The sequence below is a fragment of the Dokdonia sp. Dokd-P16 genome (assembly GCF_003095655.1).
Classification (GTDB): Bacteria; Bacteroidota; Bacteroidia; order Flavobacteriales; family Flavobacteriaceae; genus Dokdonia.
Window position 1 is genome coordinate 1,340,218 of the sequence record NZ_CP029151.1, and the last position, 15,417, is coordinate 1,355,634.

Sequence of the window (15,417 nt, forward strand, 5' to 3'; positions counted from 1 at the left end):
TTACTACTTATCTAACTGATAAATATAAGTTTTCCTTTGCTCTCATCTCCTTAGCCTCATCCTCACTCTTATCTTTGTAACCGCAATAGTGAAGTACTCCGTGAACCATAACACGGCTTAATTCGTCTTTAAAAGAAGTTTTAAAATCTGCAGCATTATCTTCAACACGCTCTACAGAAATATACACATCTCCACTAATTACATCTCCACTCGTGTAATCAAAACTGATTACATCTGTAAGCGTATCGTGATTCAAATATTCAACGTTGAGTTTATGTAAGTAAGCATCATCACAAAAAATGTAATTGATCTCCCCCATTTGTTTTTGCTCGGCTTCTATCACAGATGTTAACCACTGAAGAATTTCTTCAGGATTTGATAACTCAAAATCATTTGTACTATTAAATTCAATCATTGTTTTTCTGGAAGTAATCCTGCACTTTACGCTTATATTCTTCCTTAAGCGGGAGTGCATTTCTGTTTAAAATTTCAGTTGTATTAAAATACTTTTTGGCCTTTTCGAGAGCACTATTCACAGGGTTTGCAAACTCCTTCAAGTTGGTATTTGCTTCACGCTTGTTCTCTTCTCCTTGTTGTAGTGTTGCCTCTTTAAGTTTAAGAAGTTCGTGCTTAAGATTAGTCATACGTTGTAAGGTTTCATTATTAAAACCTTTGTCTAACAATTGCTGCTCAACATCCTTCATATCCTTAACAAGCTTCTTTGCATTATCCCCAAGACCTTCCTTTTGAATAGCATCTTCTAGTTGTTGCCTTAACTTAGACTGCTCTTTATAAATTTCATAAAGAAGTCCCTGCTCATACTCGTCGCTTTGTGCATCTCCTTCTTTACCATTTCCTTCACCATCACTTCCTTCACCATTTTTGTCTCCATTGCTCGAACCTTTTCCTCCACCTTGACCACCTTCTCCTTGGCCTTCTTTTCCTCCTTCACCTTCAGATCGGGGTTGCTCACCGCCTTCCTTTCCTTGTCCATCTTTACCTTCAGAACCCTCGCCAGATTCTCCTTCTTTACCCTCACCTTCTTTTCCTTCTCCAGGCTTTTTTCCTTCACCCATTTTCTTATTGAGTTCCTCTTGACTCTGTATAATATCCGGAAGTTGTTGTCCATTACCACTACCACTACCCATACCCATTCCTTTCCCTTTTCCAGAACCGCTACTAGACATCATGGCATTTTGCATATTATCTAGCGTCTGACTAAGGAAGTCTGCTAGTTTGTTAGTTCCCGTAATCACATACTGCTGGCTACTTACTCCTTGCATAATTTGATTCTCTGCAAGTCTTAATAAGGCTTGATCCATGCTGTAATCAATATCAACTAAGGTCTCATTGATAATCTCATCCAGTTTTGGCTGGCGCAGTGACAAGGCATATAAACTATCATCTATATGTCTGAAGTTTTGTTTGAGTACATTTTGCCTTCTTAACTTACGCGCGTAGTTAGGATTCTTATCATCCATCTTACGAAATTCCATCATTATAGCTTCTTCCTCAAAACTAAAAACAAGAAGATTATCTAGTATCTGGCGTAACATCTCTGTATCCTCTTCAAGACTTTCTTCACCATCCATTTGCATTTGGGATTGCATAGATTGGCTCATTTGCTTCATCTTTTCTGCAGCCTTTTTTTGTTTCTGCTGGGCACTAGATTTATCTTGAGGGGTACCGTCTTGTTGTTCTTGATCCTCTTGTTTTTCTAGTTCATCACTAGCTCCCTGCTGCTCTTCTTTAATTTCTTCTTGTTTTTTCTCGTCACCAGGAAGGTCCATAGGCTTTTTAAGTTCTTGGTTTTCTTTCTCAAGATCCTTTAACGCTTCCTCCAGTTTTTTGAACTCTTCATTGAGTTCATCTTGTTTTTCTTTAGTGTTTTCTTTGCCTTCCTTATTACTTAAGTCTTCTTGTTTTTTTGCCAACTCTTCTAAGTCTCGAGCAATTTGCTCCGTCTTTTTTTGAACATAATAACGCTTTGTAAGCTCCACCATCTGCTCTAAGTTGCGTTTATTATTTTTATTCTGCTTTTCAAGTTCCTCAAGCTTTTCAGAGAGTTCTTCTTTTGGCATTTTCTCTCGAAGCTTTTGTAATTCCTTTAAAAGCTTTTCGTTTTCCTTTGCTTTCTTTTCTTGACGTTCTAGACGTTCCTTCAGTTTTTCTTTGTCCTCATCTGTAAGCTCTTCTTCCTTTTGAAACTCATCTAGATTCTCCTTAAGTTGCTTAGAAAAATCCTTCATCATTTCCTCTTGCTGCTTCTGACGCTTAAGAAAACTATCAAGTTTCTTTTGATCGTTAAAACTGAGCTGCTTTTTCTCCTTTTGGGTTCTGGATATTTCTTGCAATTCCTTCTCGCTATCCTTCATCTTCTGTAAGGACTTATCAAGATTACCTATAGATTTTTGTTGTTGCTCAAGCTGTTTGTTTTTAAGCTCATCATCTGTGAGTTTTACAAAACTATATATGGTGCTCTTCGTACTTTTAAAACGGTGGATGGCATCGTTATCAAATACTTCAAAATAGTACTCATAATTTACTCCTTCTTGTAAATCCAGATTATTAGGAAATGCATATATGAACTGATCTACGTTACCCTTTGAAATACTGATTTCCTCATACTGTTTATTATCACTCTCTGCAGGATAATAAACAATTTGTAATTTTTTAAGCCCGTAATCGTCGCTCACTTTTCCGTAAAAATAATTCTGCTGCTCGTTTACAGTATCTTTTTTTGCTTCTAAGGATATTTGAGGATACTGATCTTTTATGACTTGTAAATTATAAGCCAGATTTTCATAATTTTTCAGTTGACTATTGCTAGTACTTACTTCATAACTCGTGTTATTATAGATACGCTTTACTGCTTTGAAAACTTTTGAGGTTGTCACATTTTCGCTTAAAGCGAAAGGAATAATAGTATCCTTAAGAACAAGATCTACACCTTCCGTCTGCCTCGTACTAATATTCCAAGAAACGGTAGTTCCTTCTGGAATAATTGCATTTCCAGTATTTTTTACAGTCTCTTTTCCTTTGCGAGTATGTGCCGGATAGTTAAGTTCCATATCAAAATCCATAAGTACAGGAACCTTGAGCACCTCAATGGTATATGGCTGGGACACTACTTTATTACCTTTGAGATTGAAAGTTATATTTTCTGTAGGCTTTTCAAATATATAGCTATACTCTCCCAGAGCGATTTGCTGTAAAAAATACACCTCATCATTAAAACGCACAGACGCCTCCTCAGGAATTACATCTCCCAATGTGCGCACACGCAACTCAAAATCTTTATTTTCTATAGCCTGTAAATTCTCATTTACAACATAAAAACTAAAAAGCGCTGGTGGTTCATAAGCCTCATTATAATTTACAACACGCTCATAACTTGTTGAGAATACCTTTTCCTTCCCTGCATAGTTTGCAATGAGGAATATAACTACGGGTATTGCAGCATATTTGAGGTACTTCTTATTTTTTTTAAAATCTATGGCTAGTCTAAAAGGGATAGGCTCGAGCTCTTCACTCTTCTGCTCTATGCTTGCGAGCATTAACTCTGAGTCTGTAACTTCATTATGTAATTGCAAGGTGTTTATAAGCTTGTCGCTTACTTCTGGAAAATAATTTCCTATCAAACTTGCGGCATCCTTGTAGTTAATGCCTTTTGACAATTTAAATAATCTGGCTAGTGGTACTATTATAAACTTGATGAGTAAGGCAACTTCTACTACTATAAATGCCCAGAAAAGAACCGTTCTTCCCGCTGGACTAAGCCAGAAAAAATACTCAATGAGTAGTGTAATTAAGAAATAAAATAGACCTAATGCAAAAAATAATATCGCACCGCGCAGCAATTCATTAGTGTAATACTTTCTAATAAATCCCTCGAGCTTCTTCTCTATTTTTTCAAATCTATTCGTCATCTATCCTAATTCTCTTTATAGCAACCTCTAAAGTACTATTTTATTATGTTTTAAGAGGATGTCAACATTTACAAAGATATCACTGTGATCTTCATAAAAAACTTTAAACCGTAATCGTTAAGCCTTTTTAATGGCTTAAAAGTATCTTTGCACAAAATCTAAGACTATGTCTCAAAACGTTCGGGTGCGATTTGCACCTTCACCTACTGGGCCATTGCACATCGGTGGTGTGCGTACGGCGCTTTTTAATTATTTATTTGCAAAAAAACATGGAGGTACTTTTATCCTCCGTATAGAAGATACAGATCAAAATCGCTATGTACCTGGTGCAGAAGATTATATACGTGAGAGTCTAGACTGGTGCGGTATTTCATATGATGAAGGACCTACAAAAGATGGCGGATTTGGACCTTATAGACAAAGTGAACGTAAGGATAAGTATCACGCTTTCGCGAAAGCGTTAGTAGACTCAAATAATGCTTACTATGCATTTGATACTGCCGAAAGTCTTGATGCACATAGAAAAGATCACGAAGCAAACGGCAAAACCTTTATCTATAACTGGCACAATCGCCTTAAACTAGATAACTCTCTCGTTCTATCGCAAGAAGAAACAGAGAAGCGTATAGCCGCTGGCGAAAATTATGTGATACGTTTTAAATCTCCTCAAGATGAAGTATTACAACTACGTGATGAAATCCGTGGTGCTATGGAGATTGATACCAATATTCTAGATGATAAGGTGTTATTTAAATCTGACGGGATGCCTACCTATCACCTAGCAAACATAGTAGATGACCATTTAATGGAAATTACTCATGTGATACGTGGTGAAGAGTGGTTACCATCTCTAGCGTTGCACGTGTTATTATATAGAGCCTTTGGATGGGATGCGCCGGTATTTGCTCACCTACCGCTTATTCTCAAACCTGTAGGGAAAGGAAAATTAAGTAAACGTGATGGTGATAAATTAGGATTTCCAGTATTTCCGTTACAATGGGAAGATCCAAAATCAAACGAAATTTCTTCTGGATACAGAGAAGACGGTTACTTTGCAGAAGCAATGGTAAACATGCTTGCCTTTTTAGGATGGAATCCTGGTACGGAACAAGAAATTTTTAGTCTAGAAGAGCTTGTAGCAGCTTTTGACTTAAAACGTGTTAATAAAGCTGGAGCAAAGTTTGATCCAGAAAAGACAAAGTGGTTCCAGCAGCAGTATATGCAAGAATCTCCTGTAGCACTTATAGCAGATCAATTTATGACATTCTTAAAGGATAAGAATGTTACCGCTACAGAGGAATATACTACACACGTAGTTGATCTTATTAAAGAACGCGCCATCTTTGTAGAAGATTTATGGACATTAGGAAGTTACTTCTTTACTGCTCCAACAGAGTTTGATGAAAAGGCAGCCAAGAAAGCTTGGAAAGAAGATACGGCGGCCATCATGGAAGAGGTGAAAATTATATTATCTGGCGTATCTAACTTCACAACAATAGAAGCTCAAACAGCTCTTAAGGAGTGGATTGTAGCAAAGGAATTAGGTTTTGGAAAAGTAATGCAACCTTTTAGATTATCACTTGTGGGCGCTATGCAAGGACCTGATGTTTTTGATATTGCTACCACCATTAGCAAAGAAGAAACATTGCGACGTATAGATTATGCAATTACCACACTAGGATAACTGTTATACATCACATTATTATTTAAGGCTACAAATCATTGATTTGTAGCCTTAATTTTTTGCCGATAGTTTATAAATAAAAGACAACTCCAGCAGTGATTAATGATGCATTGCCTTTAAAATCTCTTGCATTGTTATCAATTACAAGGTTTTGCTCATTAAGATTATTGAGGATGTTTGTAAATCCATATTGGTACTGTAGCATAAGCCTTACGTGTTCAAAACCACCTGTAAGTCCTATGATACCAAAACCATTTACTCTAGATATTTCTTGTATATCACTTGCGGTGAGAGTAGTATAACCGCTTACTATATTTGTGCTTTGACTAGAATTATCTAATTTCATCTTACTGTTGATAAGTAGTGCAGGTCCAATGTCTACTGCTAGATGGTTTGCAATTAAGTTATAACTGAGTAATAGATTAAGCTGCGCACCTATGATATTGTATTGAGTATCCTCACTAGTAAGTTGATCTAAAGAAGTTGTTTGAACTGTAACCGCAGTACTTAACAAATCAATCCCGTAAACCATTCCCCAATTATTATACACATTTCCTCTAGTAGTAAAACCCGCTAGAAAACCAGCTTCTCCTTGTACATCAAAGTTCTTTGTATCTATATCCATAAATGCAACTTTACCTTGAAGGCCTATACGGTTATAATTACCGCTACCCCTATAAGATTGGGCAAAGATTGTTGTGGATGTTATAAGTAGTAAAGCAAATAGTAATAAATATTTCATAGGGGAGTATGTAAAGAAGATTATGCTTAATTAATGGTTCTAAGGTATAATAACTTCAAGGCAATCAAGAAACTTTTAGTTTATGTGTTACATTTTATCGATTATGGCTACTTATCTTTAAGATTACAATAATCACCATCAATAATTTCTAAAAATATCCAATATGGGACAGATTCTTTTACCAGTATTAATAGTACTAGCCATACTTATAATCCTCTCAGGGATATTTATGGTTAAACAGCAAACCGCCGCCGTTGTGGAGCGTTTTGGAAAATTCATTGGAGTACGTAACTCGGGACTTCAATTTAAAATTCCTGTATTTGATAAAATTGCAGGTCGTATCAATTTAAAAATACAGCAGCTTGATGTTGTTGTTGAGACTAAAACTAAAGATGACGTTTTTGTACGTCTTAAGATTTCTGTACAGTTTCAAGTAGTAAAAGATAAAGTGTATGACGCATTTTATAAACTTGAAAATCCACATGATCAGATTACCTCTTATGTATTTGACGTAGTAAGGGCAGAAGTTCCAAAAATGAAACTAGATGATGTTTTTGAGCGTAAAGATGATATTGCTATTGCAGTAAAGCGTGAGCTTAACGAAGCTATGTCTAGTTATGGTTTTGACATCATTAAAACCCTTGTAACAGACATTGATCCAGATATGCAGGTAAAGGCAGCTATGAACAGAATTAATGCAGCAGAACGCGAGAAAGTAGCTGCAGAGTTTGAAGCAGAAGCAGATCGTATCAAGATTGTAGCAAAAGCTCGTGCAGAAGCAGAGTCTAAGCGCTTACAAGGACAAGGTATTGCAGATCAAAGACGTGAGATTGCTCGTGGCCTTGAAGAATCTGTAGATGTATTGAATAATGTGGGGATTAATTCTCAAGAAGCATCTGCACTTATTGTAGTTACTCAACACTATGACACTTTACAATCTATGGGTGAGCAAACTAACTCTAACTTAATTTTAATGCCTAACTCACCACAAGCTGGAAGTAATATGCTTAATGATATGATAACTTCATTTGTAGCTTCTAATCAAATAGGAGAGCAAATGAAAAAAGATAATGAAGCAAAAGGTATTATCAATAAGAAGAAGAGAGACGCTCAAGAAGATTAATTATTACAATTGAGCTCATAAAAAACCCCAAGAACAGACTGTTCTTGGGGTTTTACTATTTATAAAATAAGTCTGTTAAGCTTTGTACTCTCCTTCTCTGTTTACTTCCTTAACGCGTTTATATCCAAAAATTGTACTTAGTAATTTAGCCACCACTGCCTTTTGAAGTAATGATCCTACTAAAGTGCCTAATGATGATACTGGAGAAAATCCAGAACTCATACCATTTTTAGCTCCATTTACATTAAGCCTTACCTCCTCCTCACTTATTTGTCTTTTAAGTTTAAGGATTTTAAGGTCATGCTCTATTTGTTCAAAACTACTATATTCTCTCATTAGTATCTGCTTTATTAGTTACTACTGGAGCCAAAGGAGATGCTTTTGAGATTGAATCCTCACTAAAAGCAAGTTTACTGTATTTCTTAAGCAGCATAGTTTCGAGCGGCTTTGCAGCAAAAAGAAATATTAAAAAGAAAATCACTAAGTAAATTCCTCCTACAATAAAAAATCCTGCACTCAAGCTATCTAGAGACTCCCCTATCACGATAGAAAGACCTATAGAAAAGAACATCATCGCTATAAGACCAAAAGTTGCTCTCAAAGCTAAGTTTGCTCCACTTACTAAACCTCTCATTCCATTCTTGAACAAGCTTAGTTTATAGTATTCTGCAGTGACTTTGGCATATTCCTGCCCGTTATCTGTGAGTCCTTTTAAGTTATTTGTTAACTTTTCAAAAGCCATATCTGATTGGTTTCTGTTGGCTTATGATAATGCTTTCTCCACTTTGGCTACGTTTTTATCTACAACTGCATCTTTTTGAAGTTTTGCATTTTGTACACGTAACTCAGCTAGTTTTGTTTCTAATGTTGAAATTACGTCATCTGCCTTGTGACTTGCAGTTGAGATAGAGTCGTTTAACTTTTCTTCAAAGGTTAACTTAGCTTTCTGAGCATTATCAGTAAGCGACTCTCTAGTTTCCTTAAGTTGCTTTAGTAGTTTTTCTTGCTCTTTCTTAGCTTTCTTAGAAAGATCCTTTCTTGTTTTAGTTCCTTTTTCTGGAGCATATAAAATTCCTGCTGCTGCACCTATTGCACCACCTAAAACTAACGCTAACAATGTATTACTTGACTTACTCATATGATTCTATTTTATATTAATAATTGGTTGAATGTAAAGATATTTTGATATGTTTCTTTTCTCCGTTAATAACCGGTTAATATCTCTTTAACCAACTCACAATCTTTGTTAAAAGTAGCCTCTTATCATCCTTAAATGAGACATTTATGCCAATAACTGTTAATATATAGATCCTAGATATTAAAATTTAGACGCTGCTTCTTGTAATATTTCGTTGCTATCTTCTTTTGCCTTTTCAACAAATGCTTCGGCTCCTTCAATGTCATTAATGGTTTTATTTTGCGCTTTCGCGAAAGCGTACAAACTCTCAATACCCGCAATACGGGTACCCACCTTTTTTGCCGACGTATTAAAGAATCCTTTTACTTCATCTTCCGTTAAACTCGCTGCTAGCTTCTGTATATCTGCCACAGCCGCAAGACGCTTATCTTCTGGAAGGTTTGCAAGTTTCTTTCCTAGTTTATTAATCGTACTTAACGCAGAAGCTTTTTGTTGTTGCTGTGGTTTTGCTTGCCCTTGAGCATTACCTTGTGCTTGTTTAGGCTTCACTTTTGCCCATGAATCACGTAAACCTACGGTTCTATTAAAAATAAGGTGATCTGCTGTAGACTCTTTATCTACATTAAAATATCCCTTGCGCTGGAACTGGAATATATCACCTACCTCAACGTCTTTAAGACTAGGCTCAAGGTATCCAGTAATCGTAGTAAGACTGTTAGGATTTATAAATTCCATAAAGTCTTTATCCTCATGTCCATCTGGATTTTCATCACTAAATAATCTATCAAATAAACGTACCTCTGCTTTAATAGCATGAGCAATAGAAACCCAGTGTAGCGTTCCTTTTACATTGCGCTTAGAAGCTTCTGTACCGCTTCCAGATCTACTCTCTGGATCATAGGTACAATGTATCTCTGTGATAACTCCGTTCTCATCTTTGATAACCTCACCACCTTTTATGATGTATGAGTTTTTTAAACGTACTTCCTTATCTGTAGTAAGGCGGAAATACTTGTTTCCGGCATTTTCTTTAAAATCCTCACGCTCTATGTACAACTCTCTACTAAAAGGAACTTTACGCTCTCCTGCAGCCTCATCTTCTGGATTATTCTCTGCATCTAGCCACTCCTCTTTTCCTTCTGGATAGTTAGTAATGACAAGTTTTACTGGATCTAATACTGCCATTACTCTAGGAGCAATGTTATTTAAATCCTGACGAATATGGAATTCTAACAATGCAACATCAATCACATTCTCACGCTTTGCAACTCCTACTGCATCAATAAAATTACGTATTGCTGCTGCAGTATAACCACGACGTCTTAGTCCAGAAATAGTAGGCATACGTGGGTCATCCCATCCAGATACAACTCCTTTTTCAACTAATGTGAGCAACTTACGTTTACTCATAATAGTATAATTGAGGTTGAGACGTGCAAACTCGCGCTGCTTAGGACGTAAATCATCACCAGAATATACTTGATCTAAGAACCAATCATAAAGTTCTCTGTGAGGCTTAAACTCAAGCGAGCATAAACTATGACTTACCTGTTCTATATAATCACTCTCTCCATGTGTCCAGTCATACATAGGGTAGATACACCAGTCACTACCTGTACGGTGGTGATCTTTATGCAGTACACGATAAATAATAGGATCACGCATTAACATGTTTACATGCGCCATGTCAATTTTTGCACGTAAAATATGCTCTCCTTCCTTAAACTCACCCGCTTTCATTCTAGCAAAAAGGTCTAAGTTTTCTTCTACCGTACGATCACGGTAAGGTCCAGGCACACCGGGTTGTGTAGGTGTTCCCTTTTGCTCTGCCATAGCCTCACTAGATTGAGAATCTACATAAGCTTTTCCATCCTTAATAAGCTGGACAGTCCAATCATATAACTGCTGGAAATAATCACTAGAAAAACATTCCTTATCCCATTGATACCCTAACCAAGAAACATCTTCCTTGATAGCATCTACATATTCTTGCTCTTCCTTTGCAGGATTTGTATCGTCAAAACGTAAGTTTACCGGTGCCCCGTACTTCTCCCCTAGCCCAAAACTTATACAGATTGCCTTACAGTGACCTATATGTAAATACCCATTAGGCTCTGGTGGAAAGCGAAAACGCAAATCCTCCTTAGTATAGCTTCCTTTAAGGTCTTCTTCAACAATTTGTTCTAGAAAATTCAATGATTTATTATCCTCTGTCATGATGTATGATTGTAAGGGTAAAATTAATCAATTTGTAGTTGGATTTAATAAGTGTTTTCACTGATGTTTTTATTGCTTACGCGAAAACTTGAAATCATTATACAGAAGCATTCATACAAACCATCGTGCTAGGTAAACCTCTCAACAATAGTATTACCAAAAACCACTGATTATACTTGAATTATAATGTTTTGAAAGTCATCATGTAACATTTTAAAAAAATAGACACTCATCTATTATAACAACAATACACTATGAAACCACTTAATTATACTTGCGTAAAATGCCAAAACCAAACTTACAAAATAGGCGAAATGCGTGCTACTGGAAGTTTTCTAACAAAATTGCTCAATATGCAAACAGAAAAGTACAGCACAGTAACATGTAAAAATTGTTCGTACACGGAGTTTTACAAGGCCAAAACTGGAGCACTTAGTAACATTTTTGATTTGTTTGGAGGATAAACTAAGGTTAAACCTTGGGATTTATAAATGCAACATCATGTTTTGAGTTGTAACTTTGAACACTTATAAACAATACCATATCATGGGAAAAATAAGAGTAACAAATATACGTGCATACGCCTACCACGGTTGTCTTTCTGAGGAAACAGCCATAGGATCAGACTACAGAGTAGACGTAGAGATTGAAGCAGATTTATCAAAAAGTGCTCAAACAGATAAACTTGCAGACACGGTAGACTATGTATTACTTAACCGTATTGTAAAAGAAGAAATGGCGATTCCTTCTGCATTACTAGAAGTAGTGTGCGAGCGTATTTTAGTACGGTTTTTTAAAGAAGAAGCTCTTATACAGCTAGCTACAGTAGCAGTTTCAAAAGTAAATCCTCCTATAGGTGGAGATGTAGAGATGGTTACTGTAGAGCGTACTCGAGTGCGTTAATACCTTTATTATCAGAGGTAAAACGAGTTAAAAATTCGTAAAAAGAATTTGTATTATTTATAAAGAAAAAAAAGAATATCTCATTTCGATATTTGTCAGTACTATTCCTATATTTGCACACCACATAAGGTGTCGTGGCCGAGTGGCTAGGCAATGGTCTGCAACACCATCTACAGCGGTTCGAATCCGCTCGACACCTCAAAAAGGAACTTCTAACGGAGTTCCTTTTTTTTTGTGCTTTATTGTAAAGACTTAATTAATGAATCGTATCTGGCTTGATTTCTGGAAGCTCTTGAAAACGTTCCATCTCTTGCTGGATATTAAACTCGTCTGAAGGAACAAAACCTTTTGTCACCAGTACAAGACCACAGAAAATAAGAATAAGACCTAAAACCTTTTTTACTTTAAAAATTCTACGTGGTGTGAGGTAACGCTTAAGTTGTTTTGCAAGAATTATTTTACCTAAATCTGTAACGAAATAGGCACCTATCATCCCTATAAAGAAACCTAGTAAACGGTCTCCGTCATTATCTACCGTAGGACCTACAATTATTAAGATTCCTAACCAGAAAACAAGTACTCCTATATTAATAAAGTTGAGTAAAAATCCCTTTATGAAGAGCTGTAAATAACCACCTTTCTTCACTTTTGCTCTGTTAGGATCAAGTGCATCTCGGGTAGGTTTTTTAAGATAAATGGTAAGTCCGTACACAATTAATATCGCTCCTCCAAAAACATAAAGACCTGGTTGATTACTCAGATTTTCCAGTAGTTGATAACTACTTAAGTAAGCAACTACTATAAAAACAATATCTGCAATAATAACACCTATATCAAAGGTAAGTGCAGCTCTGAAACCTTTAGTTGCCGCAGTTTCTAGTAACACAAAAAATACAGGGCCTATCAAGAACGCTAAGAAAAATCCTAGAGGTATAGCCGTGTGTAAATCTTGAAACATATAGAAAGTGCTTTACACAAAGTTAGACAAAAGCATACAGTAAAAAGAAAAGGATGCCTACGTATGTAAACATCCTTTGTATATATCTATTGATTAAGAATTTAAAGTGCTTTCAAACCTGTTATAGAAGATTGCCCTAAAAATATAATAGCTTACATTATTTTAATACGCCCTCCAAAAGTACGACGACGCTTCACCTCTGCTGGATTACCATAGATCACAATATCTCCACCTGCTCTTATCGTGAGATCTGCTAGTTTACTTGCATAAGCTTCTACTTCTCCTCCTGCTTGTACAAATATCTCGGCTGTTTCTGTTTCAAGATCTCTACCTTCATAGATGCCTCCTGTGTTCACTTTTACCTTTTGTAGAGTTGCTTGACCACTTGCTTCTATAATTCCTCCTGTAACGGCTCTTAAATGTGCTTCTTTTACAAGTAAGCCTACTTTTACACGAGCACCTTCTTGCATTTTAATCTCAATCTTGTCTTGTTCTATAAGTTCATTAGACGTGATTACAGCTCCCTCATTTCCATCTATTACTTGCAGGTTGTTGTAGTGCACATGTACAAAGGTTTTGTTTCCATCAAAAATAAGATCAAGATCCATTTTGATTTTCAAAGTTCCATCCTTGTTTACTACTTGTACTTGACTTACATCTTCACCAGTAATAATTACTTTATTCTCGGTAGACTTTACAAGGTTTACTACAATACGATCATACACTTTTACTTCTGTAAAATCACCTACGTCTTTTGTAATTGGGTTTTGAGCAAATGCTGTTGCTGTAATAACTAGCGCTACTATGGTATATATAAATTTCATATTCATTGTTTTTGTTTGATATAGAGACCAGACAATTACTAGATTGTTACAGTTTACAGCTTAATGCCTCTTCCCTTTCCATGTTCCACCATAGGTGTAACCTTCTTTATAACGATGTTTATCGCAACATGTTTCACATATAAAAACCCACTCTTTGGCGTGATTTAACCGTACTCTAAAAGCTACGGTTATTTCTTTGTTACAAGTATGACAGGTCTTTGTTTTAATATCAAATTCTTTATGAAAAAGCTCTTTGTGAAATGTGTTACGCTTTCGCGAAAGCGTATTTAAAAATCTATCTTCTTCTTAACTCAAATAAATCTTTACGACGGTCTCTTAAGTTCTTAACAGCTCCAAACTGGTTGAGGTTACGTAATAAGTCTATATCACAATCTGCAATAAGAATCATCTCTGTGTTAGGTGTAGCCTCTGCCTTGATCCCGTTTGCTGGAAATGAAAAGTCACAAGGAGTAAATACCATAGACTGTGCGTACTGGATGTCCATGTTATGCACCTTAGGCAAGTTACCCACACTACCTGCTATTGCCACATAACATTCATTTTCAATAGCTCTTGCTTGTGCACAGTTACGCACACGAGAGTATCCATTTTGAGTATCTGTAAGGAAAGGAACAAAAAGAATATCCATACCATCATCTGCAAGGATCCTACTTAGTTCTGGAAACTCAGAATCATAGCAAATTAGAATTCCTATTTTACCACAGTCTGTGTCAAAAGAGTGCAATTTATTACCTCCTTGCATTCCCCATACTTTTGCCTCATCTGGAGTTACATGAAGTTTTTCATAACGTTCTGTACTTCCATCTCTACGGCATAAATACCCTACGTTGTATAGTAAATCATCTACCACTTCTGGCATACTACCTGTAATGATATTGATGTTATAAGATATTGCTAACTGTGAAAAACGATTTTTAATTTCCTCCGTATGTTTTGCAAGTTCCCGTATAGCTTCTGAAACTGGTAGGTGATTATTTTCTGCCATAAGTGGAGCGTTAAAGAACTCTGGAAAAAGTGCAAAATCTGATCGATAACCAGATACTGCATCTACAAAGTACTCTACTTGCTGCATGAGCTCTTCTAGATCTTTATACAAACGCATTTGCCACTGTATTAAGCCAAGTCTTACTACCTTTTTTTGTGTAGCTGCAACAACAGATTTTTTCTCATAGTAGATGTTATTCCACTCTAGAAGTACGGCAAACTCACCTGAGTCTTCATCACCAGGTAGGTATCCTTTTAAAATCTTAGCAGGGTGAAAATCATTATTGATCTGGAAGTTTAATACCGGATCGTGGATTTCTTTACGCTTTACCTTCTCAATATATTCCTTGGGAGTTACAGAATCTGCGTGTTTGTGATAGTTAGGAATACGACCTCCAAAAAGGATTCCTTTTAAATTTTGCTCCTCACAAAGCTCTTTACGGTAATCGTATAATCTTCTTCCTAGACGTAAACCTCTGTATTCTGTTTTAATAAAAACATCGATACCGTACAGAATATCTCCATCTGGCTTATGTGTATTGAATGTGTAGTTACCCGTAATTTCTTCATAGGTATGTACACTGTCAAAAGTAGACTCATTGAGTTTTATGGAAAGCGCGCAACCTGCAAGTTTTCCATCAATTTTAATTACTACTTGACCTTCTGGAAACTTATTGATAAGTGCAGTAATTTGTTTCTCATTCCAGTACATATCTGGCATATTAGAATACGCCTGTATCATTGCACTTTTAAGTTCTTCGTAATCGTTGAGCGTAAGATATTTAAGCTCGATATTTTCTATGGATGTTGACATGTAGTATGGTTAAGAAGAGCGATTTTTAATTCTTCTATAAGATCACAAAATTAGTGCGCTTTTTCTTAATAAATTGCTAA

The 15,417-nt window shown here is 36.1% G+C and carries 14 protein-coding genes and 1 tRNA gene; 5 read left to right on the forward strand and 10 right to left on the reverse strand.

What is annotated here, in order from left to right; translation table 11 throughout:
• Positions 1–7: 7 nt before the first annotated feature.
• Together ybeY and DCS32_RS06120 are read right to left on the reverse strand one after the other, a co-directional pair.
• A complete protein-coding gene (gene ybeY, locus DCS32_RS06115) occupies positions 8–415 on the reverse strand; it encodes an rRNA maturation RNase YbeY (RefSeq protein ID WP_108877463.1) in 408 nt (135 codons plus the stop codon).
• Positions 408–3,929 carry a DUF4175 family protein gene (locus tag DCS32_RS06120; protein ID WP_108877464.1) on the reverse strand — a complete coding sequence of 1,174 codons (3,522 nt, stop codon included), beginning with the start codon at positions 3,927–3,929 and terminating at the stop codon, positions 408–410. Before DCS32_RS06120 ends, ybeY begins: the two co-directional genes overlap by 8 nt.
• Before the next feature lie 166 nt (positions 3,930–4,095).
• On the opposite strand from DCS32_RS06120, the gene gltX reads away from it, so the two are divergent.
• A complete protein-coding gene (gltX, locus tag DCS32_RS06125; RefSeq protein WP_108877465.1) occupies positions 4,096–5,613 on the forward strand; it encodes a glutamate--tRNA ligase in 1,518 nt (505 codons plus the stop codon).
• 70 nt (positions 5,614–5,683) lie between these two features.
• Here gltX and DCS32_RS06130 read toward each other — a convergent pair whose 3' ends face one another.
• Entirely contained in the window at positions 5,684–6,355 is a 672-nt protein-coding gene (locus DCS32_RS06130) for a hypothetical protein (RefSeq protein WP_108877466.1), read from the reverse strand.
• Between the two features lie 163 nt (positions 6,356–6,518).
• Between DCS32_RS06130 and DCS32_RS06135 the strand changes: the two genes are divergently transcribed.
• Positions 6,519–7,478 carry an SPFH domain-containing protein gene (locus tag DCS32_RS06135; protein WP_108877467.1) on the forward strand — a complete coding sequence of 320 codons (960 nt, stop codon included), beginning with the start codon at positions 6,519–6,521 and terminating at the stop codon, positions 7,476–7,478.
• Between the two features lie 75 nt (positions 7,479–7,553).
• Here DCS32_RS06135 and DCS32_RS06140 read toward each other — a convergent pair whose 3' ends face one another.
• From DCS32_RS06140 to DCS32_RS06155, 4 genes are all read right to left on the reverse strand, one after another.
• Entirely contained in the window at positions 7,554–7,814 is a 261-nt protein-coding gene (locus DCS32_RS06140; protein WP_013750660.1) for a DUF6327 family protein, read from the reverse strand.
• Positions 7,801–8,220, reverse strand: coding sequence for a hypothetical protein (locus DCS32_RS06145; RefSeq protein ID WP_108877468.1), 420 nt, complete (start codon positions 8,218–8,220; stop codon positions 7,801–7,803). Before DCS32_RS06145 ends, DCS32_RS06140 begins: the two co-directional genes overlap by 14 nt.
• A gap of 21 nt (positions 8,221–8,241) precedes the next feature.
• Positions 8,242–8,616 (reverse strand): YtxH domain-containing protein, encoded by a 375-nt coding sequence (locus tag DCS32_RS06150; protein WP_108877469.1) that lies wholly within the window; start codon positions 8,614–8,616, stop codon positions 8,242–8,244.
• A gap of 180 nt (positions 8,617–8,796) precedes the next feature.
• Positions 8,797–10,833 carry a glutamine--tRNA ligase/YqeY domain fusion protein gene (locus DCS32_RS06155; protein WP_108877470.1) on the reverse strand — a complete coding sequence of 679 codons (2,037 nt, stop codon included), beginning with the start codon at positions 10,831–10,833 and terminating at the stop codon, positions 8,797–8,799.
• 314 nt (positions 10,834–11,147) lie between these two features.
• Here DCS32_RS06155 and DCS32_RS06160 point away from each other — a divergent pair, with 314 nt between their 5' ends.
• From DCS32_RS06160 to DCS32_RS06170, 3 genes are all read left to right on the forward strand, one after another.
• Positions 11,148–11,297 carry a zinc ribbon domain-containing protein gene (locus DCS32_RS06160; protein ID WP_317047397.1) on the forward strand — a complete coding sequence of 50 codons (150 nt, stop codon included), beginning with the start codon at positions 11,148–11,150 and terminating at the stop codon, positions 11,295–11,297.
• 82 nt (positions 11,298–11,379) lie between these two features.
• On the forward strand, positions 11,380–11,736 hold the full coding sequence (gene folB / locus DCS32_RS06165; protein ID WP_108877472.1) for a dihydroneopterin aldolase: 357 nt from the start codon (positions 11,380–11,382) through the stop codon (positions 11,734–11,736).
• 128 nt (positions 11,737–11,864) lie between these two features.
• Positions 11,865–11,935, forward strand: a tRNA-Cys gene (locus tag DCS32_RS06170).
• 57 nt (positions 11,936–11,992) lie between these two features.
• On the opposite strand, the gene DCS32_RS06175 is transcribed toward DCS32_RS06170, so the two are convergent.
• The 3 genes from DCS32_RS06175 to DCS32_RS06185 all read right to left on the reverse strand — a co-directional run bounded on the left by DCS32_RS06175 (position 11,993) and on the right by DCS32_RS06185 (position 15,337).
• Positions 11,993–12,694 carry a LysE family translocator gene (locus DCS32_RS06175; RefSeq protein WP_108877473.1) on the reverse strand — a complete coding sequence of 234 codons (702 nt, stop codon included), beginning with the start codon at positions 12,692–12,694 and terminating at the stop codon, positions 11,993–11,995.
• A 152-nt stretch (positions 12,695–12,846) separates the two neighbouring features.
• Positions 12,847–13,518, reverse strand: coding sequence for a head GIN domain-containing protein (locus DCS32_RS06180; protein WP_317047391.1), 672 nt, complete (start codon positions 13,516–13,518; stop codon positions 12,847–12,849).
• 295 nt (positions 13,519–13,813) lie between these two features.
• A complete protein-coding gene (locus tag DCS32_RS06185; RefSeq protein ID WP_108877475.1) occupies positions 13,814–15,337 on the reverse strand; it encodes a carbon-nitrogen hydrolase family protein in 1,524 nt (507 codons plus the stop codon).
• Positions 15,338–15,417 lie beyond the last annotated feature (80 nt).